This is a genomic window from Bacillus sp. YC2 (genome assembly GCF_019891195.1).
In the GTDB taxonomy this organism is placed as follows: Bacteria; Bacillota; Bacilli; order Bacillales; family Bacillaceae; genus Bacillus.
Genome location: NZ_JAHXDO010000013.1, coordinates 75,941 through 100,311, shown reverse-complemented (window position 1 = coordinate 100,311; position 24,371 = coordinate 75,941). Strand labels below are relative to the sequence as shown.

Sequence of the window (24,371 nt, the reverse complement as noted above, 5' to 3'; positions counted from 1 at the left end):
ATAAGAATCTGAAAGCCCGGCATCTTCAATCATAGCTTCTATGCTTGTGAGAAACTCGATTTTCATATCAATCAATTCCAGCCATTCATCTGTGACGCCTGCATGATCTTGAAATAAAGCTTTGATGTTGTCGGCGCCTTTGCTAGTAAAGTAATATAGCCGAGCCTTTGCTTACGCCTTTAACTACTCCGCCCTGTGTTACAGATGCTACACCGCTCGAATCAGAGGAATAGTAATAGGCTACTGGGTTAGAAATGACTTTTAATGTGATGGAATAGTCTTGAGCCTTAATCGGGCCTGAGAGAACAATAGAATTTGTTTTTGGAACCGGAGATGTGTTTATTTCTTTTGCAGATGCTGCCCCGCCAACCGCCAAGGCCAATGCCGAAATAGAAAGCGCTGAAACTACAGTTTTCTTTACATTCATTTTAAAACACTCCTTAAAGATTTTGTCTTGCATAGTAACCATTAGATATTTTCTATATTTCCAACTGTAAATAATTATTAATTATTTGTGAACGATTTAAGCAGAACAATACGGGGGTACTTATGTAACTGTTTCCTTGGGGCTTTAAGGTAAGTTATATCATCATAATTCAACCGGTTAAAATACTATTCTAATATTAACGTTATAACATTTTGATAAAGTGAGGCTGCGATGGTAATGGTTCATAATTACTGGTTCTTCGGTCGTGTCTTTTCATTTCGTTTTTCTTACTATCCCAATCTCAAAAACATCCTTCATTTTCTGAATAAAATTCCCTAAAGTATTCAGGTAAATGAATATTCTTATTTCCTTATATATTAAGATAACAAATTGCCAAAAAGCCTGCCGCTGGGGCTTTTTGTTGATTTGAACAGTTTTTTATCTTTACCGGAAAATCCATGGAAAATCAATGTGCCATCTGATAAAGTGGAAACAGTAGGCCGGACGGGTGTTCATTTGTATGTCCGGATATTACAAATAGGAATGGTGACAATGGATCATACATATGAAGTTCATCAAATCAAAACATTTCACCAGATGTGGTCCAACTATTGTTATATCATCGCGGATCGTGTCAGAAAATCTGCGATCGTTGTTGATCCGTCGTGGGAAATCGATAAAATCACAAATACGTTATATGAATTGGATGTTGATTTGTCCGCTATTTTATTAACTCATTCTCATTATGATCATGTGAATCTAGTCGAACCTTTGCAGCAGATCTATCATTCTGATGTGTACATGTCGGCAGAAGAGATCAGCTTTTATCAATTCCGGTGCAGAAATTTAATAGCTCTCGAAGACGGCCAGACCTTTGCGGCAGGAGGCTTTATAATCAGAAGTATACTGACCCCGGGACACACGGCGGGCGGAATGTGTTATTTGCTTTCTGACCATCTTTTTACCGGGGATACAGTGTTTATTGAAGGCTGCGGCATATGTGAGGACAGAGGGAGCTCTGCTGAAGATATGTTTGACAGTATACAGCGGATTAAAGCTCTCATTCCCCCTGACGTGCGGGTGCACCCGGGGCATTCATTCGGAGAAGAGCCGGGCCAAAAGATGGAACGCCTTCTGAAGTATAATATTTATTTTCAAATTGATAAAAAGGAACATTTCGTGAATTTTCGCAACAGAAAAAATCAAAAAGGACTGTTCGATTTTAAATAACATGTCGGTATAGGGAATTTAGTTCTATTTGACTGTTTTTGCTTATATCTGAAAGAAAATCTATAAAGAAAATGATATATTGTTACCGGTTTTCGGGCGGGATTTGGCCGAGTAACAGGGATTTGCGAGATTGTGCGCAAAATGTGTCGAATGGGCCGTTCTGCTTATTTCCGTTTCGAAAGCCCTGAATCGGCTGCCGGCCTGGAGAAATTAGGCATTATGAAGGAGCGGCCGTAGGAGAAATTAACTTGACATGGTATTTTTGTGAAGTTACTATCAACATGAACATGCTTTCTATCTGAATCCGAGGAAGGATGGCTGAGAAAATGATCACATACTTATTCCCAGGGCAGGGCTCTCAGAAACAGGGAATGGGAAGTTCACTCTTTGACGAGTTTAAAGAATTGACTGAGCAGGCTGATGAAACGCTCGGATACTCTATGAAACGGCTTTGTTTGGAAAATCCGTATTCTAACCTTCACAAAACACAATTCACTCAGCCTGCTTTATACGTTGTCAACGCGCTAAGCTATTTGAAAAAAATCCAAGATTCAAACATTCAGCCCGATTATACGGCCGGCCACAGTCTGGGAGAATATAACGCGCTGTTTGCAGCGGGAGCATTTGATTTTATCACGGGCTTGCAGCTTGTCCGCAAAAGAGGCGAATTAATGAGTATGGCCACCGACGGAAAAATGGCCGCCGTAATGGGTTTAACTGAAAGCCAGGTCGCGGACGTACTCCAAACACATGAATTACATACGGTTGATATTGCCAATATCAATTCCCCTCATCAAGTTGTCATTTCTGGACGTAAAGAAGATATTGAAAGGGCGAAAGCTGTGTTTGAAGGAATAAAAAGTGTTACGATGTTTCACCCTTTAAACGTGAGCGGCGCTTTTCACTCCAGATATATGAGCGAAGCAAAAGAAGAGTTCAAAAAATTTTTACAGTCATTTCATTTTTCTGCTATATCAATTCCTGTCATTTCGAACGTACATGCCAGACCTTATGAACAAGACGGAATCCACTCGGTTCTGGCCGATCAGATCGACCATTCAGTCCGGTGGAACGAAAGCATCCATTACCTGATGAACAAAGGACGGATGGAATTCGAAGAAGTAGGCCCGGGCCATGTGCTGACAGGTCTCATTCACCGCATCAAAAAAGAAACTGAACCTTCAGGCGCCGTTTAGCGGCCCTTAGGAAAAAGTCACCACCTTTTCACAATATGTGCAAGTCAAAAATCATCATGACCACCTCATCTGCACACAACATCATGAATCTCATAAATCAATATTTTAAAAAAATAAGCAGCTAAAAGGAGAACAAATGAATCAGCCAATTGTTTTCATGTTTTCTGGACAGGGCTCCCAATATTATCAGATGGGAAAAGAACTGTTTAACCATAACTCCGCTTTTCGGGAAAAGATGCTGGATATGGACGATTTTGCTGCGAGGCGTACCGGTTTATCTGTCATAAAAGAAGTTTATCATTCGGGCAAGCGGCTGTCTGATCCGTTTGACCGCATTCTTCTTACTCACCCTGCGATTTTTATGGCTGAGTATGCACTTGCTTACGCGATGGAGAAAAAGGGCATCCGGCCTGATTTCGTCATCGGGGCAAGCCTCGGAGAATACGCCTCGGCGGCCGTATCTGGTGTGATGAGCCCGGAAGATGCCTTGGATTGCGTGCAGGAACAGGCCGGAATCATTGAACAAACATGCCGCAAAGGAAGTATGCTGGCGATACTGGGCGATCCGCAATTATATCAAGAATCTCCGATGTTATATGAGCAGAGTGAATTGGCTTCTGTTAATTATCATTCTCACTTTGTCATCTCCGGAGAGCGGGAAAAGGTAAGAGGGATGATGGAATTTCTGAGAGAAAAGCAGATTCCTCATCAGCTTTTACCGGTTTCGTATGGGTTTCACTCAGCGCTTATCGACCCGGCGGAGCATGCATTTAAGCGTTTTTTAGACACGAAGTCAATGCAGCCTCCTTCGATACCCTATATTTCCAGTCTGTCGGGCGGCATCGTAACAGACGTCCAAAAAGATTTTTTCTGGGATGCAGTAAGAAAGCCCATCCGATTTCGGGAAGCGCTTCAATATGCAGAAAGCCGCCAGCAAGGCATGTATATTGATGCAGGACCGTCCGGAACTTTGGCGGCGTTTGCCAAACAGCTGCTTCCCGCAGATTCGGCAGAGCGCATCCGCACCATTATGACGCCGTTTCATAAAGAAATAAACCATTTACAGCAAATAGAAGACATCATTTTATCATCGCCCGGAAGGAGACAATGAGATGATTACCTTTGTTTTTCCCGGCCAAGGTTCTCAGCAAAAAGGCATGGGGGCCGATTTATTTGATCAATATCCCGAGCTGACTGCAAAGGCCGATCATATTCTCGGATACTCGGTGAAAGAACTGTGCCAGGATGGGGGACGTTTACATCAGACACAGTTCACCCAGCCGGCGCTGTATGTCGTCAACGCTCTCTGTTATTTGAAAAAGACAGAGGAAACCGGACTGAAACCGGATTTTGTGGCAGGACACAGTTTAGGAGAGTACAACGCTTTATACGCAGCGGGAGCATTTGATTTTGCGGAAGGCTTACAGCTTGTCAAAAAAAGAGGCGAGCTGATGAGCCGTGCATCAGGAGGCGGCATGGCAGCCGTGATCGGCCTGAATCATCAGCAGGTGACAGACGTTTTAAGAGAATATCAATTACATATGATAGATATCGCCAATATCAACACACCTCAGCAAATCGTGATTTCCGGATATAAAGAAGATATAGAAAAAGCCGCAGCCGTATTTGAAGCGGTCAAAGGCGTAAAAATGGTCCATCGCTTAAATGTCAGCGGAGCCTTTCATTCCAGATATATGCGTGAAGCGAAGGAGGAGTTTACACATTTTATTGAGTCCCTTCACTTTAATCCGCTGTCGATTCCCGTTATTTCAAATGTCACGGCAAGGCCGTATGAACAAGCAAGGATAAAGGAAACGCTGGCGGAACAAATCAGCGGCACAGTGAACTGGACAGACAGTATCCGTTTTTTAATGGGCAGAAAAGACATGAGCTTTGAGGAAATCGGCCCGGGAAAAGTGCTGGCCGGACTTATTCAGAGAATTACGGCTGAAGCAGAGCCGATTACAGAAGAAGCAAAAGCTCCCGCAGTCACCGCCCGGCCAGCCGTTACAGCGGCGTCATTAGGAAATGAAGAGTTTAAACGCGATTACCAGCTGACATACGCTTATCTGGCCGGCGGCATGTACCGGGGAATCGCTTCAAAGGAAATGGTCGTAAAACTGGCCAAAAAAGGCATGATGGGTTTTTTCGGAACAGGCGGTTTAAGCATCCCGCAGGCTGAGGACGCCATTTTGTCGATTCAAAACGAACTTCAGTACGGCGGCGCCTTCGGCATTAATGTCGTACACAGCATGAAGCATACAGATTCAGAAGAAAAAATGATTGACCTTTTACTGAAACACGGGGTCATAAATCTGGAGGCGTCGGCATTTTTAACGGTTACTCCTGCTTTAGTAAGGTTTCGCGCTAAGGGAATAAAGCGCGGTAATGATGGCAAGGTCATTCCGCGCAATCGTATTATTGCGAAGCTGTCACGGCCTGAGGTAGCGGAAGCGTTTTTAAGTCCGGCTCCTGAACATCTTCTTCAAAAACTGGCGGCGGAAAACAAAATTACGGCTGAAGAAGCAGACCTTATGCGGGAAATCCCGGTTGCGCATGACATCTGCGTGGAAGCGGACTCAGGCGGCCATACAGACGGGGGGTCCGCATACAGTCTTATGCCGGCGATGCTGCTGCTGCGGGACGAAATGATGAAGAAATATCAATATGATAAAACCATCCGGGTCGGGGCGGCAGGCGGAATCGGGACTCCGGAGTCTGCGATGGCGGCATTTATGCTGGGGGCTGACTTTATTGTGACCGGCTCGATCAACCAATGCACCGTTGAAGCCGCAACGAGTGATAAGGTAAAGGATCTGCTTCAGCAGATGAATGTGCAAGACACAGCTTACGCGCCCGCAGGGGATATGTTTGAATCAGGCAGCAAGGTGCAGGTATTAAAGAAAGGGCTGTTCTTCCCGACCCGAGCCGGCAAGCTGCATGATTTATACCAGCGTTACAGCTCGCTTGAGGAAATCGACGAAAGAACACTCACCCAAATTGAACAAAAATATTTCAAGCGCAGCATAAGAGACGTGTACGAAGAAGTAAAGGCACGACTTTCAAATGAAGAGTTGTTAAAGGCTGAGCGGAACCCGAAACATAAAATGGCGCTCGTATTCAAATGGTACTTCAGGCAGAGCTCTTCTTTAGCGATTAAAGGAGACCCTGAAGCTAAGGTGGATTACCAAATTCACTGCGGACCTGCATTAGGCGCATTTAACCAATGGATTAAAGGAACGGAACTGGAATCATGGAGAAACCGCCGCGTTGATGAAATCGGCTGCCGTCTTATGGAAGAGACAGCCTCGCTTTTAAATAAAAAAATAAGCGCGTTTCTGGAAATGTGTTGACAAGACGAAATGATAGATTGAAAACATGAAATATTCATAAAACGAAAGAGGACTAGGAGGAAATGTCAATGAATAAAGAGAGAATTTTTGAAATGCTGCAACGCAATATATATGAGGTTTTGCCTGAATTAGAAGGCAGGGAGCTTTCATTTGAAGACCGCTTGGCTGATTTAGGGGCGGATTCCGTTGACCGGGCTGAGATTATTACGATGATGCTGGAGGATTTATCGCTGCAGATTCCCCGCGTTGAGCTGACGGGAGTTACGAATATCGGCGAATTAGCAGAAAAGCTGTATGAAAAAGTACAGGCTGTCTGATTTAAAAAACGAACGAAAAACGGGAATTTAATACATATGTGGAGGCGAAGATCATGGCTGCGGCCGGAATAGAAGCAATCAATGTGTTTGGCGGTACGGCTTATCTCGATGTCATGCAGCTGGCGGCATACAGAAATTTAGACCCTGCCAGATTTGAAAATTTATTGATGAAAGAAAAAGCGGTAGCGCTTCCGTACGAAGACCCCGTTACATTCGGTGTAAATGCGGCAAAGCCGATTATTGACCGCTTGACAGAGGCTGAAAAAGACCGGATTGAACTGCTGATCACCTGTTCGGAGTCGGGCATTGACTTCGGAAAATCACTCAGTACATATATCCATGATCACTTAGGACTGAATCGGAACTGCCGTTTATTTGAGCTGAAACAAGCCTGTTATTCGGGAACGGCGGGTTATCAGATGGCGCTCAACTTTATTTTGTCTCAAACATCCCCGGGAGCCAAAGCGCTTGTCGTTGCGACTGATATTTCCCGGTTCTTAATTGCCGAAGGCGGCGATGCGTTAAGCGAGGATTGGTCTTACGCAGAACCGAGTGCCGGAGCGGGTGCGGTTGCCTTATTGGTAGGTGAAAATCCGATCGTTTTTCAGGCGGATGCGGGTGCAAACGGCTACTACGGCTATGAAGTTATGGATACGTGCCGACCGATTCCCGACAGTGAAGCGGGAGATGCGGACCTGTCACTGATGTCCTATCTCGATTGCTGTGAACAGACGTTTCGGGAGTACAAAAACCGTGTGCCTCTTGCCGATTACAAGGATACGTTTCACTATTTGGCCTATCATACGCCGTTTGGCGGCATGGTAAAAGGAGCGCATCGTACGATGATGCGCAAGCTCGCGAAAGCGAAAAGCGCTGAGATTGAACAGGATTTCCAAAGCAGGGTAGAGCCGGGATTACGTTATTGTCAGAGAGTCGGAAATATTATGGGAGCCGCCGTCCTTTTGGCGCTGGCAAGCACCATCGACCAGGGGACATTTGAAACCTCAAAACGGATCGGCTGTTTTTCTTACGGATCAGGCTGCTGCTCGGAATTTTACAGCGGCATCGTTACGCCTGAGGGACAAATACGGCAGCGGTCATTTGGAATAGAAGAGCATTTGAACAATAGGTATCGACTGTCAATGGAAGAGTATGAAGAATTATTTAAAGGAAGCGGCATGGTGAAGTTCGGCACCCGTAATGTAAAGCTGGATATGAACATGATCCCGGGCATCTCAGACCATCACAAAGGAAGCCCGCGTTTATATTTAGAAGAAATCAGCGAATTTCATCGGAAATACAGGTGGCTGCCGTGACCTATGACACGATACAAGTCCGCTTTCAGCAAAATGTCTGCTTCATTACCTTTTACCGCCCTGAAGCCAATAATACGATTAATGACCGTTTAGTGGAGGAATGCCTGCATGTTCTTTCTGAATGCGAGGCATCGGTTACCGTCGTAGTGCTTGAAGGGCTGCCTGAGGTGTTTTGTTTTGGGGCAGATTTCGGCGAGATGTATCAGAAGATGCGGCAGGGGATTCAGCATGCGGAGACGCAGGAACCGCTGTACCGTTTATGGCTGGCATTAAAGTCGGGGCCGTACATTACAATCGCCCACGTCCGCGGAAAAGTAAATGCCGGAGGAGTTGGCTTTGCTGCCGCCAGCGATATTGTCATTGCAGACGAGTCCGCTTCATTCAGCTTATCTGAACTGTTGTTCGGACTTTTTCCCGCGTGCGTTCTGCCGTTTTTGATTCAGCGGATCGGGTTCCAAAAGGCGCATTATATGACAATCATGACAAAACCCGTTTCCGTCCGGCAGGCACAGGAATGGGGGCTTGCGGATGTTTGCAGCCCGGAAAGCGGCGCGGAGCTGAGAAAGCATTTGCTTCGCCTCCGCCTGCTGTCGAAAAAGGCCGTCATCCGCTACAAACAATACATGGACTCGCTGAATGACCTTGTTCATCGCTCTAAATCAATCGCTTTAGCGGAAAACCAAGCTATGTTTTCAGACCGGGATAATCAATCGGCCATTATCCGTTACGCAGAAACGGGCCGGTTACCATGGGAGAATGAAAACAGTTAGGAGGATATCATGCCGCACGCTGCAGTTGAACTGCTTGAGATCGAACCGGATATTGTCCAAGTGACGATGCAAGACAGAGCTCACAAAAACGCCTTTTCACAAGAGCTGACAGATGGATTAATGAAGGCGTTTGAACGGATACAGGCATCTTCAGCCTATAAAGCCGTTATTTTAACCGGGTATGATAATTACTTTGCTTCAGGAGGCACGCAGGAAGGTCTGCTGAGGATTCAGCAGGGCATTACGAAGTTTACAGAAGACCGCATGTACTCTTTGGCGCTGGAATGCGATATTCCCGTCGTTGCCGCTATGCAGGGACATGGAATCGGCGGCGGGTTTGTCATGGGGCTGTTTGCTGATTTTGTCATTTTAAGCAGAGAAAGTGTGTATACCGCAAACTTTATGAAATACGGGTTTACCCCAGGAATGGGCGCTACATTTATCGTCCCTCAAAAGCTCGGCTTCAGCCTTGGGCATGAGATGCTGATGAACGGCGGCCATTACCGAGGCGGTGAATTGGAGAAAAGGGGAGTTCCTTTTCCGGTGCTGCCGCGCCAGCAGGTATTAAGCCATGCGAAGGAATTGGCCCGTGAGCTTGCGGAAAAGCCTCGAAACTCTTTAATCACTTTGAAAAAACACTTAGTGGCGCCGATTCGCGAGCAGCTGCCTGCCGTTATTGAAAAAGAATTAATCATGCATGACAAAACCTTTCATGATGAAGAAGTGAAAAAACGGATCACGACCATGTACGGAGTGTAAAAATACATCATACATACAGATGAAATGGAGGCAGCTCTATGAAAAGGGATATGAATGAAAGCGGGTTACTCAAACCATCTGTCAGTTATGGAAAACCATTGCGGCTCTCTGCGGATCAGCCGATGACGATTCCTGAAGTTCTGCATAAAACTGCCGCGGCGGCGGGAGACACAAAGGGAATCACTTATATCCAGCCTGACGGTACTGAAGTATATCAGACGTACAGCGGTCTGAGAAAAATCGCTCTTTCAATTGTAAAAGGGCTCCGGCAATCAGGAGTGAAAGCTGCAGATGAAGTAATTTTGCAGCTCAGCGACAATTCTCAGCTCATCCCCGCTTTTTGGGGCTGTGTTTTAGCGGGCGCCATTCCGGTGCCGCTTGCAGCCGCACCGGCTTATACGGAAATGAACAGCGGCACTCAAAAACTGAAAGACGCCTGGACGCTTTTGAATAAGCCGTTTGTCATCACAAGCCGGGAGATGCTGCCGGAAATGACAGAATGGGCGAAGGAGCAGAAACTTGCCGGGTTCTGTGCTTTAGCCGCGGAAGATCTGTCAGCGGCAGATATGGAAACAGACTGGCACCATCCCCGTCCGAAAGACTTGGCGATGCTGCTGTTAACATCAGGGAGCACGGGCACGCCGAAAGCCGTTATGCTCAGCCATGAAAACATCGTGTGCATGGTGAAAGGAAATATTCAAATGCAGGGCTATACAAGTGATGACGTCACGTTTAACTGGATGCCTTTTGACCATGTCGGCGGCATCGGAATGCTCCACCTGCGCGATGTTTACCTTGGGTGTAAAGAAATCAATATACCAAGTGAGTCTATTTTGATGGACCCTTTGAAATGGCTCGATTTAATTGATCATTACCGCGCTTCCGTTACGTGGGCGCCCAATTTTGCTTTCGGTCTTCTTGCAGACTTTGCAGAAGACATTCAAACCCGGAATTGGGACTTATCCTCAATGCGTTACATGCTCAATGGCGGCGAGGCCGCGGTTGCAAAAGTCGGGCGCAGAATCATGGAGCTGCTCGAACCGCACGGTCTGCCCGCTAATGCGATCCGGCCGGCATGGGGAATGTCTGAAACATCTTCAGGCGTGATTTTCTCAGATGAGTTTACACGGGCAAACACGAGCGATGAGGACCGTTTCGTCGAGATCGGGCTTCCGATCCCGGGATTTAACATGAGGATTACGGATGAGCGGAATCAAGTAGTGGAAGAAGGAGAAATCGGCCGGTTTCAAGTGTCGGGACTGACTGTTACGAGCGGCTACTATGAGCGGCCGGATTTAAATGAGAGTGTCTTCACAGAAGACGGCTGGTTTGAAACGGGAGACCTCGGCTTCTTGCGTGAAGGCCGCCTGACGATAACGGGCCGTACAAAAGATGCCATCATCATTAACGGCGTAAACTTCTACAGCCACGCGATTGAATCGGCCGTTGAGGAATTACCGGAAATTGAAACGTCATTTACAGCTGCATGCGCCGTCCGGCCGAATCAAAGCACGACAGACAAGCTGGCGATCTTCTTTGTCACGTCCGTTCAATTGGATGACAACCGCATGGCCAAGCTGCTTCAAACCATTCATCAGCATGTGACACAGAAAGTCGGCGTCACACCTGACTATTTATTGCCGGCGGCAAAAGAAGACATTCCGAAAACGGCGATCGGAAAAATCCAGCGCACCCAGCTGAAAACGTCTTTCGAACAAGGACAATTTGATTCTTTACATAAAAAGAGACAAGGTGCGGACATCTCTTTTTCTGCTGCAGCAGAAAAAGAGATTCAAAATGAATTTATCCGCTTATTGAAAAATGAACTTGAAATAGCAGATGAACTCATCGACGCAGATACTCCGTTTCAAAGCCTTGGAGTAAACTCCATAAAAATGATGAGACTCGCCAGATCGATTGAAAAAACGTATCATATCAGGCTTACGGCGAGGGAGCTGCACCAGCATCCGACGATTGGCGCATTAGCGGCCTATACAGCTGAAAAAGCGCCTGATCAGCTTAATCCGGCGCAGCCTGCACCGTCTGTGGAAACAGAGAAAAAGCAAACGGCGCTTCCTCTTTCTGAGGTTCAAAAAGGGCTGTGGACCCTGCAAAAAATGTCGCCTGAATCATCTTCTTATCATGTTCCGCTCTGTTTCCGATTCACATCAGTAATAGACAAAGAGAAACTAAAGCAGGCTTTTCAGCTTGTATTAGAACAGCACCCGATGTTAAAGCGTGTTGTGAAAGAAACAAAAGGCGATGTTTATTTAATGGAAACAGCGTATCCCTTTGGTGTATCGGAGGAAGACATTTCTGAAGTAAAAGAGTCAGATATACCTGCTTTTATCAGAAAAAAAGTGAAAGAGCCGTTCGTAAAGGAATCCGGCCCGTTACTTCGCGTACAGCTGTTTTCAAAATCGGATACGGAGCATTTCTTACTTACGGTGATCCATCATATCATCTTTGACGGCGTTTCTTCCATTACATTTATTCATAGTCTGCTTGATCACTATCAGGCGCTGCTGCAAGGGAAAGAAGATGATCAATCTGTTTCCTCAGTCACGCACTATGATTTTGCGGCATGGGAAAAGCGGTACTTAGCAGGTGAAGAAAGCAAAGCCTCCCGTTCCTACTGGAAAGAACAGCTCGGAGGAACATTGCCGGATCTTCAGCTTCCGTCAATGCGCACAAGCCGAATGGCACCGGAGTTTGCAGAAGATACGTATACACGCCGCCTCCCGGATCGGCTGCTGCACGGATTGACATCATTTGCTAAGGCTCATTCAACTAATCTGTCAACCGTTTTGCTGAGCTGCTATATGGTGCTGTTAAGCAAATATACGGATAAGGAAGACATTGTGGTAGGCATGCCGGCCATGGTCAGACCGGAAGAGCGTTTTGATGCGGTAATCGGCCATTTTCTCAATATGCTTCCGATCCGAAACAGAGTGAATCGAAAAGAGCCGTTCGCACAGTTGGTGAAAAAGGTGCAGGATACCGTCCTTGACGGGCTCGATCACTCGTTTTATCCGTTTCCGAAAATGGTGCGGGATGTCAATGTGAAGCCGCAGCAAATCGGGTCGCCTATTTTCACTACGGCCTTTTTCTATCAAAACTTCCTGCAAAATACAAGCTATCAATCTATGCTTGATCAATATGAAGAGTTTTCTTGCGAATTTGTCAAAGACATTCATCAAGAAGGCGAATACGACCTTGTGTTTGAATTGTGGGAAGAGAAATCAGGCATGGATCTCACGATGAAATACAGCACAGAGTTATTTGACGAAGCTGGTGTTTCCAGGCTTTTTGACCAATTTGTCCATGCAGCTGAATCATTGACGGGGCAGGCGGACCTGCCGCTGGGGGACATTTCCCCGCTTCCTAAAGAAGAGGAGGAGCTGATCCTTCAGACGTGGAATGAGACAAGCCGCGAGTATCCCGATGTATGCTTCCATGAACTGTTTGAACGGCAGGCGGCAAAAACGCCGGACGCTTGTGCGGTCGTGTATGAAAAGGAAACACTGACGTACCGCGAGCTTGATGAGAAGAGCACGAAGCTGGCGCTCTTTTTACAGGCGCACGGCGCAGGGCCTGACGGTCTCATCGGTATTTATACAGATCGTTCATTAGAAATGGCTGTCGGCCTTCTCGGCATTTTAAAAGCCGGAGGGGCATATGTGCCGCTCGACCCTTCCTATCCAGCAGACAGACTGGAATATATGATTGCCGACAGCGGGATTACGATGGCGCTGACGACGGCTGATTTGCAGGATTCATTAAACTGGAGCAGCGTTCAGGCCGTGGCGGTTGATCGCGATTGGCATGAAATAGAACGGACGACATCAGAAAGAACGGCGTTGAAACGCTTGGTGACACCTGATGATTTGGCATACGTGATTTACACGTCAGGCAGCACGGGTAAGCCAAAAGGCGTAATGATTCCGCACCGTGCGCTGACAAACTTTTTGACTTCCATGGCACAAGAGCCGGGTCTTTCATCAGAAGATAAGCTGCTTGCCGTGACGACGTACTGCTTTGATATCGCTGCTTTAGAGCTGTATCTTCCTTTAATTAAAGGAGCAGAGTGCAACATTTGTAAAACAGAAGATACAAAAGACGCCAAGAAGCTGAAAGAGCTGATAAAGGAGTATAAACCGACGATCATGCAGGCGACTCCGTTTACGTGGAAAATGCTCTTTCATTCCGGATGGACAAATGAAGAACGAATGAAAATTCTTTGCGGCGGCGAAGCGCTTTCTGAACAATTGAAGCAGCAGTTTCTGAGTACCGGCAGTGAGGCTTGGAATATGTTCGGTCCGACGGAGACGACGATCTGGTCCGCGGTTCAGCGCATATCTGAAAACGAAAGCGCGCTTACGATCGGCCGCCCGATCGCCAACACCCGGATTTATATATTGGATTCTCAGCTTAAGCCTGTTCCTCCGGGGGTGTCCGGAGAGCTCTGCATTGCAGGAGACGGACTGGCAAGAGGCTATTTTAATAAGCCGGAGCTGACGGAGAAAGCCTTCGTCAATCATGAATTGGAGCGTGATTCAAAGCTTTACAAAACAGGGGATATGGCGCGCTGGCTTCCTGACGGCCGTATCGAATATATGGGACGGATGGACAGCCAAGTGAAAATCCGCGGCTACCGGATTGAACTGGGGGATATTGAGAGTAAGCTGAATGCCCATCCGGACGTGCAAGAGAGCGTGGTTGTGGTCAACAGTCACACCGGAAGTGAACGGCTGGCAGCTTATTATATCGTACAAAACGGGAAATCACTTCTTTCAGTAAAGGAATTGCGGAATCATTTGAAAAAAGCGCTGCCTGCTTATATGGTGCCTGCTTATTTTATCCGGCTTGAAGAGCTTCCGCTCACGCCAAACGGAAAAGTAGACCGCAAGCGGCTTGCGCAGCGTGACCTGACGGAAAATCCGGCAGAAACGAAAGCTTTCTCTTCATCAGATATTCAGCATACAGTGCTTGCGATTTGGCAGGATGTCCTGAAAAACAGTGAAATTGAGCCTGATGACCGCTTTTTTGACGCCGGCGGAGATTCGCTTCTTGCCGTCACCGCGGCTGATCGGATTACCCAGGAACTGCATTGTGAATTCAGCGTGACAGAGCTTTTTGAATATGCGACGGTTAAAGAAATCAGCCGGTATATAGCAGATCAAAAACCAAAAGAAGCTGCTCTCTCGGCTGTACTGCACAAAAAAACGCGGTCAGATTCCCGGAAAAGGCCGTCTCATGATCTTCCTGATTATTATGAGGACAGTGTCGCGGTTATCGGTATGTCCTGTGAGTTTCCCGGAGCTGAAAATCATTTTGAATTTTGGGATAACCTCAAAAAAGGCAAAGAAAGCATCGCATTTTTTACGAAAGAAGAGCTTCGCCGTTTCGGCGTTTCAGAAGAGCTTGCTGATCATCCCGGCTTCGTCGCGGCGAAATCAGCTATAGACGGAAAAGAGATGTTTGATCCCGGTTTCTTCGGCTTTTCTCCAAAAGATGCCGAATTTATGGACCCGCAGCTGAGGATGCTTTTGCTTCATTCTTGGAAAGCGATTGAAGATGCAGGCTATGTCTCAAAAGAAATTCCTGAAACAAGCGTTTATATGTCGGCGAGCAATAATTCTTACCGCAGTCTATTGCCGGAGGAGACGACAGAACAGCTGGAAACGCCTGATGGCTATGTGTCATGGGTGCTTGCCCAAAGCGGTACGATTCCGACGATGATTTCTCATAAACTTGGGCTGAAAGGGCCGAGCTATTTCGTTCATGCCAACTGCTCGTCTTCCTTAATCGGTTTGCATTCGGCATACAAAAGCTTACAATCCGGCGAATCAAAGTACGCGCTTGTCGGCGGTGCGACCCTTCATACTGAATCAAATGCCGGGTACGTGCATCAGCCGGGACTGAATTTTTCAAGCGACGGCCATATTAAGGCCTTCGATGCATCTGCTGACGGAATGATGGGCGGTGAAGGAGCCGCAGCCGTGCTGTTGAAAAATGCTGCGGACGCTGTAAGGGACGGAGACCATATTTATGCGCTGCTGCGCGGAATCGGCGTCAATAATGACGGTGCTGACAAGGTTGGTTTTTACGCTCCGAGCGTCAAAGGACAGGCTGAAGTCATTCAGAAGGTCATCGATCAAACGGGCATCAATCCTGAAACCGTCAGTTACGTCGAAGCCCATGGCACAGGCACGAAACTCGGTGACCCGATTGAACTGTCGGCACTGGGATCGGTATACGGACAATATACAGATCAAAAACAATTTTGCGGAATCGGCTCGGTAAAAACAAACGTCGGTCATTTGGACACGGCGGCGGGAATGGCCGGATGTATCAAGGTTGTGATGAGCTTATATCATCAAGAGCTTGCGCCGAGCATCAATTACAAAGAACCGAACCCGAACCTTGATTTAGAAAATTCTCCATTTTACGTCGTGGAAGAAAAGAAAGCATTAAGCCGGGAGATCAACACCCACCGCATGGCGTTAAGTTCGTTCGGTCTCGGCGGAACAAACACGCATGCGATTTTTGAACAATATCAGGCATCATCCCGGCAGGAAGACTGGAAAGGCCCGTTCATTATTCCGATGTCGGCCAGAAAGAAAGAGCGGCTCAAAGAGTACGCAAGGCAGCTTTTGGCTTTCTTACAAACGAAGGAGACGACGGACGCTGATCTCGCTGATGCCGCCTACACATTCCAGATCGGAAGGGAAGCGATGGAGCAGCGGGCAGTCTTTATCACAAGCAGCATTGCGGAGCTGAAGCAGCAGCTTGGCGACTTTGTAAACGATAAGCCGTCCATTAAAGGCTGCTTCAGGGGAGAAAAACAGCAGGCGAAAGACATCGCATGGCTTTCCGATGATGATGACAGCGCTGAACTCATTGAGAAATGGCTGGCGAAAGGAAAAGGAAACAAGCTGGCTGAGATGTGGAGTAAAGGCGTCGATATCAATTGGCATAAGCTCTATAAAGATAAACATCCTAACCGCATAAGCATGCCGGTATATCCTTTTGCGAAGGAACCGTATTGGCCGAAAAAAGCAGAGCCGAAAACACCGGCAGCCCAAGCCGGAATCTCAGCTTTACATCCGCTCGTGCATCAAAATACATCTGATTTGTCCCAGCAGCGATTCAGTTCACTGTTTACAGGCTCAGAATTTTTCCTGGCAGATCATGTGGTCAGAGAAAAAGCGGTGCTTCCGGGAGCGGCGTATGTGGAAATGGCATATGAAGCCGTAAAACGGGCGCTTGGCGGTTTATTAGAACATGATGACAGAATCACGTTGCATCATACAGTGTGGCTGAAACCGATTGTTGTCCATGAACAACAGCGGCAAGTGCATATTGCGCTGTTTCCTGAAGAAGACGGAATCATCTCATATGACATATACAGTGTAATGGAAAACGAAGAAGTGCTGCACAGCCAAGGGCGTGCGGAAATCATCAAAGCTGATAAACATCCTAAGGCGGACCTTGCCGCTTTACAAAGCAGATGTGCAGCGGACAAGCTTGAACCGGCCGCCTTTTATCAAGAAGGCAGAAGCAGGGGAATGTTCCACGGCAAGGCTTTCCAAGGCATTAAGGCAGCCTTTATCGGCGAAAAAGAAGTGCTGGCCGAATTACAGCTGCCGTCTTCCGTTTCTCATACGGGCGGACAATTTACACTCCATCCGAGCATGATTGATTCAGCCGTCCAGACAGCCACGATCTGCATTATGCAGGAGTTTGCCGGGCACAAGCTGATTTTGCCGTTTGCGCTTGAACACCTTGAAGTCGTGAAACGATGTACGCCGAATATGTGGGCCCATGCCCGTTTTAGTGAAGGATACCAAAGCGGAGATCCGGTTCAGAAAGCAGACATTGACCTGTTCGACGATACAGGGGCGGTTTGCGTCAAAATGAGAGGTTTTTCAACGAGAGTGCTTGAGGGAGATACAGAATCCGTTCAAACGTTTTCCGTTTCTGAAAAAATCATGTTTGAGCCAGTCTGGAAAGAAGCCGAGCTGTCTCAGGTATCCGGTTTACACGCTGACGAGCATTTGGTCATTCTTTGTGAAGAAGCACGTCATGCAAACGGAGATATTGCTTCCGGCTTGAAAGACGCCGGCTTACTGATGCTCGATAGTGCGGGCAAAACGGCGGCTGAGCGCTTCCAAACGTACGCGCAAACAATCGCTGAGCGGATTCAGCAGATGATGGGCGAAAAACGAAAAGGGCGCATTCTGATTCAAACCGTTATTTCCGCTGACGGCAGCCAGCAATTGTTTGCCGGCTTGTCAGGCCTCTTAAAAACAGCAGAATTGGAATACGGAAAACTGACGTGTCAGCTTATTGAAATGTCAGCGATAGAAGAAATGCCTGCTATAGCCGGGAAGCTGAAAAACGACAGCCAAAGACCTCAAGATAAACATATTCGTTACAAAGGAGAAAAACGATATGTGAAGGCTTGGAAAGAAATACAGCCGGCACTTGAAACCGACGCTGTCTGGAAGGACGAAGGCGTGTATTTGATTACCGGAGGCGCCGGAAGCTTAGGTCTTATGTTCGCAAAAGAAATCACAAATCGTGTGAAACAGCCGAGTCTCATTCTGACCGGCCGCTCAGATATAAACGAAGAAAAACAGCGTGAGATCAGCATGCTTCAACAAGCGGGCGCCAATGTCGTGTATAAAAAGCTTGATGCTGCTGATCGGCAGGCAAACGAAGCACTCATTCAAGAGATAATGCATGATTTCGGGAAGCTGAACGGAATCATTCACGGTGCGGGAGTCATCAAAGACCGTTTTCTGATCCAAAAAACGAGTCAGGAATTCCAAGAGGTTCTGGCTCCTAAAGTATTAGGCGCTGCTTATTTAGATGAAGCCAGCAAAGACTGCGAGCTCGACTTTTTTGTTCTCTTCTCCTCTGTTTCCGGAAGCCTCGGCAATATCGGCCAGGCAGATTACGCCGCCGGCAATGCGTTTATGGATGCATATGCCGCTTACAGAGATTCATTGACAGCTGCCGGCTTGCGGCACGGAAAAACGATTTCCTTTAACTGGCCGCTGTGGAAAGAAGGCGGGATGCAGGCCGGAGCTGAGACTGAACAGATGATGGCTAAAACCTTCGGAATGATTCCGCTTCAAACGGAGACCGGCTTAGCCGCATTTTATGAAGGAATGGCCCATGCGAAGCCTCATCTTTTTGCAGCGGAAGGGATTGCGGCAAAATTGAAACAGACATTCCTGCCCGTTTCTGAACCTGAATCGCCAGAAGAGAAACATACGGCGGCATCCGCCGTTTCAGAAAGCAACTGGCATGATCCGCTGACTCAAATGGTAAGTTCGATCTTAAAAGTCAGCCGTGAGGACATTGATATTGATACAGAGCTGAGCGAATACGGTTTTGATTCAGTTTCTTTCACTGTCTTTACAAATCAATTAAATGAAGCGCATCAGCTTGAGCTTGCGCCGACGATTTTCTTTGAACACGGAACCATCCGCAGCTTAGCAGAATATTTGACGGATGAAGTGAAAGCAGAGCTTTCTTCTGCGGCAAGAGATCCGGAACATGCAATACCTCATCAAGCGCTTCATACCTCTTTGACAGGTATGGTAAGCGAGATTTTAAAAGTTGACCGTGAGGACATTGATATTGATACAGAGCTGAGTGAATACGGCTTTGATTCAGTTTCCTTCACCGTCTTTACAAACCGGATTAATGAAACGCACCAGCTTGAGCTTGCGCCGACGATCTTCTTTGAATACGGAACGATCAACAGCCTAGCCGGGCATTTGGCAAAAGAGTATCACGGCCGATTTGCCGAGACGAAGCCGAAAGAGGTTTCAGTACAAGAGCATCCGGTAGTCCAAAAGCCGAAAGCGGCAAAAAGAAAACGTTTCGCATCGGTTATTACCGCCAAGGCAGAAACACCGAAGCTTACGAAACCTCGTTTTGAACCGGTTGCCATTGTCGGCATCAGCGGCCGATTCCCCGGCGCGAAGGATGTTGATGAATTTTGGAGCAATCTGAAAGAAGGGAAAGACTGCATCACAACGATTCCGAAAGACCGCTGGGATTGGGAGGCGTTTGATGGCGACCCGAATCTTGAAGAAAATAAAACGAATATCAAGTGGGGCGGATTTATTGACGGCATCGCTGAATTTGACCCGCTGTTCTTTGGCATCTCACCGCGGGAAGCTCAGTATTTGGACCCGCAGCAGCGGTTATTATTGACCTTTGCCTGGCGTGCGATAGAAGATGCGGGATGTAAACCGGAGAGCCTTTCCGGCACAAATACGGGTGTCTTTATCGGGACGGGAAATACCGGATATAAAGATTTATTCACAAGAGCCGGACTGCCGCTGGAAGGCCATGCGGCGACAGGCAGCATGATTCCTTCAGTAGGGCCGAACCGCTTAAGCTATTTATTAAATCTTCACGGTCCGAGCGAGCCGGTTGAAACGGCGTGCTCAAGCTCGCTTGTGGCGATTCACCGCGCGGTTTCCGCTATGCAAAACGGAGAGTGCGACATGGCGATCGCCGGCGGGATCAACACGATTTTGACCGAGGAAGCGCACATCAGCTACAGCAAAGCGGGCATGCTCAGTAAAGACGGAAAATGCAAAACTTTCTCTAAAGATGCCAACGGATATGTCAGAGGAGAAGGCGCCGGGATGATCATGCTGAAAAAACTGGCTGATGCCGAACGGGACGGCAATCCGATTTACGGCATTATCCGCGGTACGGCGGAAAATCACGGAGGCCGTGCCAACACATTAACATCGCCGAATCCGAAACAGCAGGCTGATTTATTGGTGAATGCCTACCGGAAAGCGGAAGTTGACCCGAGCACCGTCACTTATATTGAAGCGCACGGAACGGGCACTGAATTGGGCGATCCGATTGAAATAAACGGTTTAAAGGCGGCGTTTCATGAGCTGTCAAAAACAAATAAAGAGCCTGAGGCTGCCAATCATCGCTGCGGCATCGGCTCAGTCAAAAGCAATATCGGCCACTTAGAGCTGGCCGCCGGGATTTCGGGTGTTATGAAAGTGCTTTTGCAAATGAAGCATAAAACATTGGTCAAGAGCCTGCATTCCGAAACGATCAATCCTTATATTCAGCTGAAAGACAGTCCTTTCTATATCGTGCAGGAAAATCAGGAATGGAAGGCTTTAGCGGACAAAAACGGAAAAATCATTCCGCGCCGCGCCGGAGTCAGCTCATTCGGTATTGGCGGCGTCAACGCCCATATTGTCATTGAAGAGTATATTCCGGAAGAAGCCGGTCACCCAGTGCATAAAGTAAACCCGGACAATCCGGCGATTATCCTCCTGTCTGCCAAATCAAAAGCAAAACTTCACGAACAGGCAGTACAGCTGTTGGAGGAGATTCACAAAAAGCCATACACCGATAAGGATTTGGCCGCTATCGCTTATACGCTGCAAACCGGAAGGGACGAAATGGAAGAACGCTTGGCATTTCTCGCAGCAACGATGTCGGAGCTGGAAACGAAGCTGTACGCTTTCACGGAGAATCAACAAGACGCTCAAGGGCTTTACACCGGCCAGTCTCGCAATAAAGAGACGTTTGCCCTGTTTACGGCCGACGAAGATATGGACATCGTCATCGATGCCTGGCTCAGAAAAAGAAAATACGCCAAGCTGGCAGAGGTATGGGTAAAAGGCGGCATGATCAATTGGAACCGTCTGTATGATGACAACAGGCCGCGTTTGATCAGTCTTCCATCCTATCCGTTTGCAAAAGACACGTATTGGCTGCCTGAACATAACAAAAAGCATCAGCCTCATATAGAGAAACGGTCAAAGAGCGTGTTGACGAAACAATGGGAGCTGAGTCCCGCAGAATATCGGGAACCAAGCACACGCCCAGTCGCGATTTTGGCTGACCGGGAAACGATGAATCTGGCAGAAGAAGTTTCAGCGCATTTTCCGAATCACAAGATAATCGGCACGGCAGAACTGTCTGCTGAATATGATTGGAAACGTTTTGCCGGAGTCATCGATCTTCTCGGCGCAGCGAAAGAAGACCATGGAGACATGATTGGAATGAAGTGGCTCCAAAAGCTGATTGAGCATGGCCGTAAAGACGGCATTACGCTGCTTTGCGTAACGAAAGAGTTGGAGTCGTTAGGAATGAAAGGAGCCACTCAAACAACAGGGGCAGGACGGGCCGGCCTGTACCGGATGCTTGCATGCGAGTACAGCCACCTCGTATCGAGACATCTCGATCTTGAAGCGTCTCTGAAGAGTTCGCAGGCCGCGAAACAAATCGCGGATGAATTTAATGTCCGCTCCGATGATGCCGAGATTTGCTGGAGGGACGGCATGAGGTACCGCGCCGTATTAAAAGCCTCTGAAAATCAAGATGTACATGAAGAGCGCCGGACAGATTTCCCTGAAGATCATGTACTTTTCATTACCGGCGGCACACGGGGAATCGGACTGTTATGCGCCCGCCATTTTACCGAACATTACGGAGTGAAAAAGCTCGTGCTCACAGGCCGTGAGACGCTCCCGCCGCGAAAAGAGTGGACGGGCGGCTTGAAAGGGGCTCCGGCTTCTGTAAGAGAGAAAATTCAAGCTGTGCTTGAATTGGAAGCAAAAGGCGTAAAAGTACACGTATTGTCCGTCCCTTTAGCGGATGAAGCAGTGTTAAAACAAGAACTGAACCATATGAAACAGACGCTCGGACCGATCGGAGGCGTTATCCATTGTGCGGGTGTGACCGATAAAGAGACGCTGGCGTTTATCAGAAAAACCGATGAAGATATACAGCGCGTGCTTGAACCGAAAATAGACGGGCTTCAGGCGTTATACAACGTGTTTAGCGGCGAGCCGCTGAAGTTTTTCGTTCTGTTTTCATCCGTTTCAGCGGCAATTCCGGCGCTTTCGGCAGGACAAGCTGATTATGCCATGGCGAATGCGTATATGGATTACTTTGCGAATGCATTCCGCGAGCTTTCGCCGATCGTCAGTATTCAATGGCCGAACTGGAAAGAAACCGGGATGGGCGAAGTGACAAATAAAGCTTATAAAGACAGCGGCTTGTACAGCATGACGAATGCAGAAGGATTACAGTTTTTAGACGGCATTTTAGCCCGATCAATCCGGGGAGCGGTACTGCCGGCTGTTTCAAATCCAGAGCTTTGGAAACCGGAACAATTCATGCGGCGCAGCAAACAGGTTGTGCACGAAAAGAGCCCGGCGGATCAAAAACCGGCGGGGAAAATCGCCGATCCGGCCGAAGATCACACACGATTAGCGAAGAAAACAGAAGCTTGGCTGACAGAGTTATTTTCTCAAGAGCTTCGGATTGATCAAGATCAGCTTGAGACAGATGTATTATTCCAAGATTACGGTGTGGATTCCATCATTCTTGCGCAGCTCTTGCAGCGGATTAACCGGAGCCTCGAAGCGTCATTGGATCCGTCGATTCTTTATGAATACCCGACGATTCAAAGCTTCGCCGTCTGGCTTATTGAAGGCTATGCCGAGTCTTTGTCAGGCTTGTTTAAGATAGAGGCGCCGGAGCCTGCTTTTAAAGCACAGGCTGAGCCGGAAGGTGAAAAACCAGCCGTTGCATTGCAAGAAGAACCGTTTGACGGAGGACCGCACGGTGAGGATATTGCGGTAGTCGGCATGTCGTGCCGACTACCGGGGGCAGACACTTTAGAGGCGTACTGGTCGCTTCTTGCGGAAGGCCGTTCGTCAATCCGTCCGGTTCCGCCGGAGCGCTGGGGTTCAGAGACGTCTTATTACGCAGGAGTGCTTGATAGCATTCATGAGTTTGATCCGGAATTCTTTTTACTTCCTGAAGAGGATGTAAAGGCGATGGACCCGCAAGCTTTGGCTGCGTTAGAAGAGTGCCTGAATCTGTGGTATCACGCGGGATATGCACCGGAGGAAATAAAAGGGGAGCCGATCGGCGTTTACCTCGGCGGACGAAGCCGTCATAAACCGGGTGAAGAGAATCTCTTGGATGCGAAAAATCCGATTGTCGCGGTGGGCCAAAACTATTTGGCGGCCAACTTGTCTCAGTATTTTGACATGCGCGGCCCGAGTCTTGTGCTGGATACGGCTTGTTCCTCTGCTTTAGTCGGCATGAATATGGCCGTTCAAGCCCTTTTAACCGGAGAAATTAAAGCAGCCGTTGTGGGCGGCGTGAGCCTGTTCGAATCTGAAGAAACCCATAAGCTGTTTGATCAGCGCGGTATTTTAAGCGAAGCTTCTTCCTTCCATGTTTTTGATGAACGTGCCGATGGAGTCGTGCTTGGCGAGGGCGTCGGAATGGTTCTGTTAAAAACGGTGAAACAGGCGCTCAAGGACGGGGATTCCATTTATGCCGTAGTGAAGGCGGCTTCTGTCAATAACGACGGAAGAACGGCAGGACCGGCTACGCCAAGCCTGGATGCCCAAAAAGCCGTCATGAAGGCGGCTCTCGCTAAAAGCGGCAAACAGCCGGAAGATATCAGCTATATCGAAGCAAACGGTTCCGGGACAGTCGTAACCGATCTTTTAGAACTGAAAGCCATTCAATCAGTCTATCGGCCTCAAGACGCCGGTCCGCTCGGAATCGGTTCTGTGAAGCCGAATATCGGGCATCCGCTATGCGCGGAAGGCATTGCGAGCTTCATTAAAGTCGTTCTCATGCTGAAAGAGCGCAGCTTCGTGCCGTTTTTATCCGGCGAACAAGAAAATGCACATTTTGACAGAGAAAAGGCCAATATCATATTCAGCCGCGCTCTGACGGAGTGGCCGTCATCCATTCCGGCAGCAGGGATAAACTGCTTTGCAGACGGCGGAACGAACGCCCACGTCATTATAGAAGCGTGGCAGGAAGACGGAGGACGCAAGGTCAAGCGCCAACCTTTGACGCCGCCTGTATTAAAAAAGCGGCCGATTTCGCCGGACAGCCGTGAGCAAATAAAAGAGAAAACCGCGGCAAACATCTGGGATACCTATGAAGTGGAGGTTTAAC

Annotated in this window: 10 protein-coding genes and 1 pseudogene; 9 read left to right on the top strand and 2 right to left on the bottom strand. The window is 47.9% G+C overall.

Annotated features, from left to right (window positions below; genetic code table 11):
- Together KY305_RS17250 and KY305_RS17245 are read right to left on the bottom strand one after the other, a co-directional pair.
- Window positions 1–150 (bottom strand): annotated as a pseudogene (locus tag KY305_RS17250) (T7SS effector LXG polymorphic toxin); the annotation flags it as partial.
- Entirely contained in the window at window positions 143–427 is a 285-nt protein-coding gene (locus KY305_RS17245) for a hypothetical protein (RefSeq protein ID WP_223063586.1), read from the bottom strand. The gene KY305_RS17245 and the pseudogene KY305_RS17250, both read right to left, overlap by 8 nt.
- Window positions 428–979: 552 nt before the next feature.
- Between KY305_RS17245 and KY305_RS17240 the strand changes: the two genes are divergently transcribed.
- The 9 genes from KY305_RS17240 to KY305_RS17200 all read left to right on the top strand — a co-directional run bounded on the left by KY305_RS17240 (window position 980) and on the right by KY305_RS17200 (window position 24,370).
- Window positions 980–1,657: an MBL fold metallo-hydrolase gene (locus tag KY305_RS17240; protein ID WP_223063585.1), complete on the top strand. Its 678-nt coding sequence runs from the start codon at window positions 980–982 to the stop codon at window positions 1,655–1,657.
- Between the two features lie 326 nt (window positions 1,658–1,983).
- The gene (fabD, locus tag KY305_RS17235; protein ID WP_223063584.1) at window positions 1,984–2,853 is read left to right on the top strand and encodes an ACP S-malonyltransferase; all 870 of its coding nucleotides are present in this window, start codon (window positions 1,984–1,986) and stop codon (window positions 2,851–2,853) included.
- Between the two features lie 136 nt (window positions 2,854–2,989).
- The gene (locus KY305_RS17230; protein WP_223063583.1) at window positions 2,990–3,964 is read left to right on the top strand and encodes an acyltransferase domain-containing protein; all 975 of its coding nucleotides are present in this window, start codon (window positions 2,990–2,992) and stop codon (window positions 3,962–3,964) included.
- A gap of 1 nt (window position 3,965) precedes the next feature.
- Entirely contained in the window at window positions 3,966–6,206 is a 2,241-nt protein-coding gene (gene fabD, locus KY305_RS17225) for an ACP S-malonyltransferase (protein ID WP_223063582.1), read from the top strand.
- Between the two features lie 68 nt (window positions 6,207–6,274).
- Window positions 6,275–6,523, top strand: coding sequence for an acyl carrier protein (locus KY305_RS17220; protein WP_061520602.1), 249 nt, complete (start codon window positions 6,275–6,277; stop codon window positions 6,521–6,523).
- 53 nt (window positions 6,524–6,576) lie between these two features.
- A complete protein-coding gene (locus tag KY305_RS17215; RefSeq protein WP_223063581.1) occupies window positions 6,577–7,839 on the top strand; it encodes a hydroxymethylglutaryl-CoA synthase family protein in 1,263 nt (420 codons plus the stop codon).
- On the top strand, window positions 7,836–8,609 hold the full coding sequence (locus tag KY305_RS17210) for an enoyl-CoA hydratase/isomerase (RefSeq protein WP_223063580.1): 774 nt from the start codon (window positions 7,836–7,838) through the stop codon (window positions 8,607–8,609). The genes KY305_RS17215 and KY305_RS17210 overlap by 4 nt, the downstream gene beginning before the upstream one ends.
- A gap of 9 nt (window positions 8,610–8,618) precedes the next feature.
- Window positions 8,619–9,368, top strand: coding sequence for a polyketide synthase (locus KY305_RS17205; protein WP_223063579.1), 750 nt, complete (start codon window positions 8,619–8,621; stop codon window positions 9,366–9,368).
- A 38-nt stretch (window positions 9,369–9,406) separates the two neighbouring features.
- Window positions 9,407–24,370 (top strand): non-ribosomal peptide synthetase, encoded by a 14,964-nt coding sequence (locus KY305_RS17200; protein ID WP_223063578.1) that lies wholly within the window; start codon window positions 9,407–9,409, stop codon window positions 24,368–24,370.
- Window position 24,371: the final 1 nt, after the last annotated feature.

Excerpts from the sequence above, each read along its gene's own strand:
- fabD (WP_223063582.1), top strand. The coding sequence starts at position 3,966 with ATGATTACCTTTGTTTTTCCCGGCCAAGGTTCTCAGCAAAAAGGCATG.
- KY305_RS17245 (WP_223063586.1), bottom strand. The coding sequence starts at position 427 with ATGAATGTAAAGAAAACTGTAGTTTCAGCGCTTTCTATTTCGGCATTG.
- KY305_RS17220 (WP_061520602.1), top strand. The coding sequence starts at position 6,275 with ATGAATAAAGAGAGAATTTTTGAAATGCTGCAACGCAATATATATGAG.
- KY305_RS17200 (WP_223063578.1), top strand. The coding sequence starts at position 9,407 with ATGAAAAGGGATATGAATGAAAGCGGGTTACTCAAACCATCTGTCAGT.
- fabD (WP_223063584.1), top strand. The coding sequence starts at position 1,984 with ATGATCACATACTTATTCCCAGGGCAGGGCTCTCAGAAACAGGGAATG.
- KY305_RS17215 (WP_223063581.1), top strand. The coding sequence starts at position 6,577 with ATGGCTGCGGCCGGAATAGAAGCAATCAATGTGTTTGGCGGTACGGCT.
- KY305_RS17240 (WP_223063585.1), top strand. The coding sequence starts at position 980 with ATGGATCATACATATGAAGTTCATCAAATCAAAACATTTCACCAGATG.
- KY305_RS17230 (WP_223063583.1), top strand. The coding sequence starts at position 2,990 with ATGAATCAGCCAATTGTTTTCATGTTTTCTGGACAGGGCTCCCAATAT.
- KY305_RS17205 (WP_223063579.1), top strand. The coding sequence starts at position 8,619 with ATGCCGCACGCTGCAGTTGAACTGCTTGAGATCGAACCGGATATTGTC.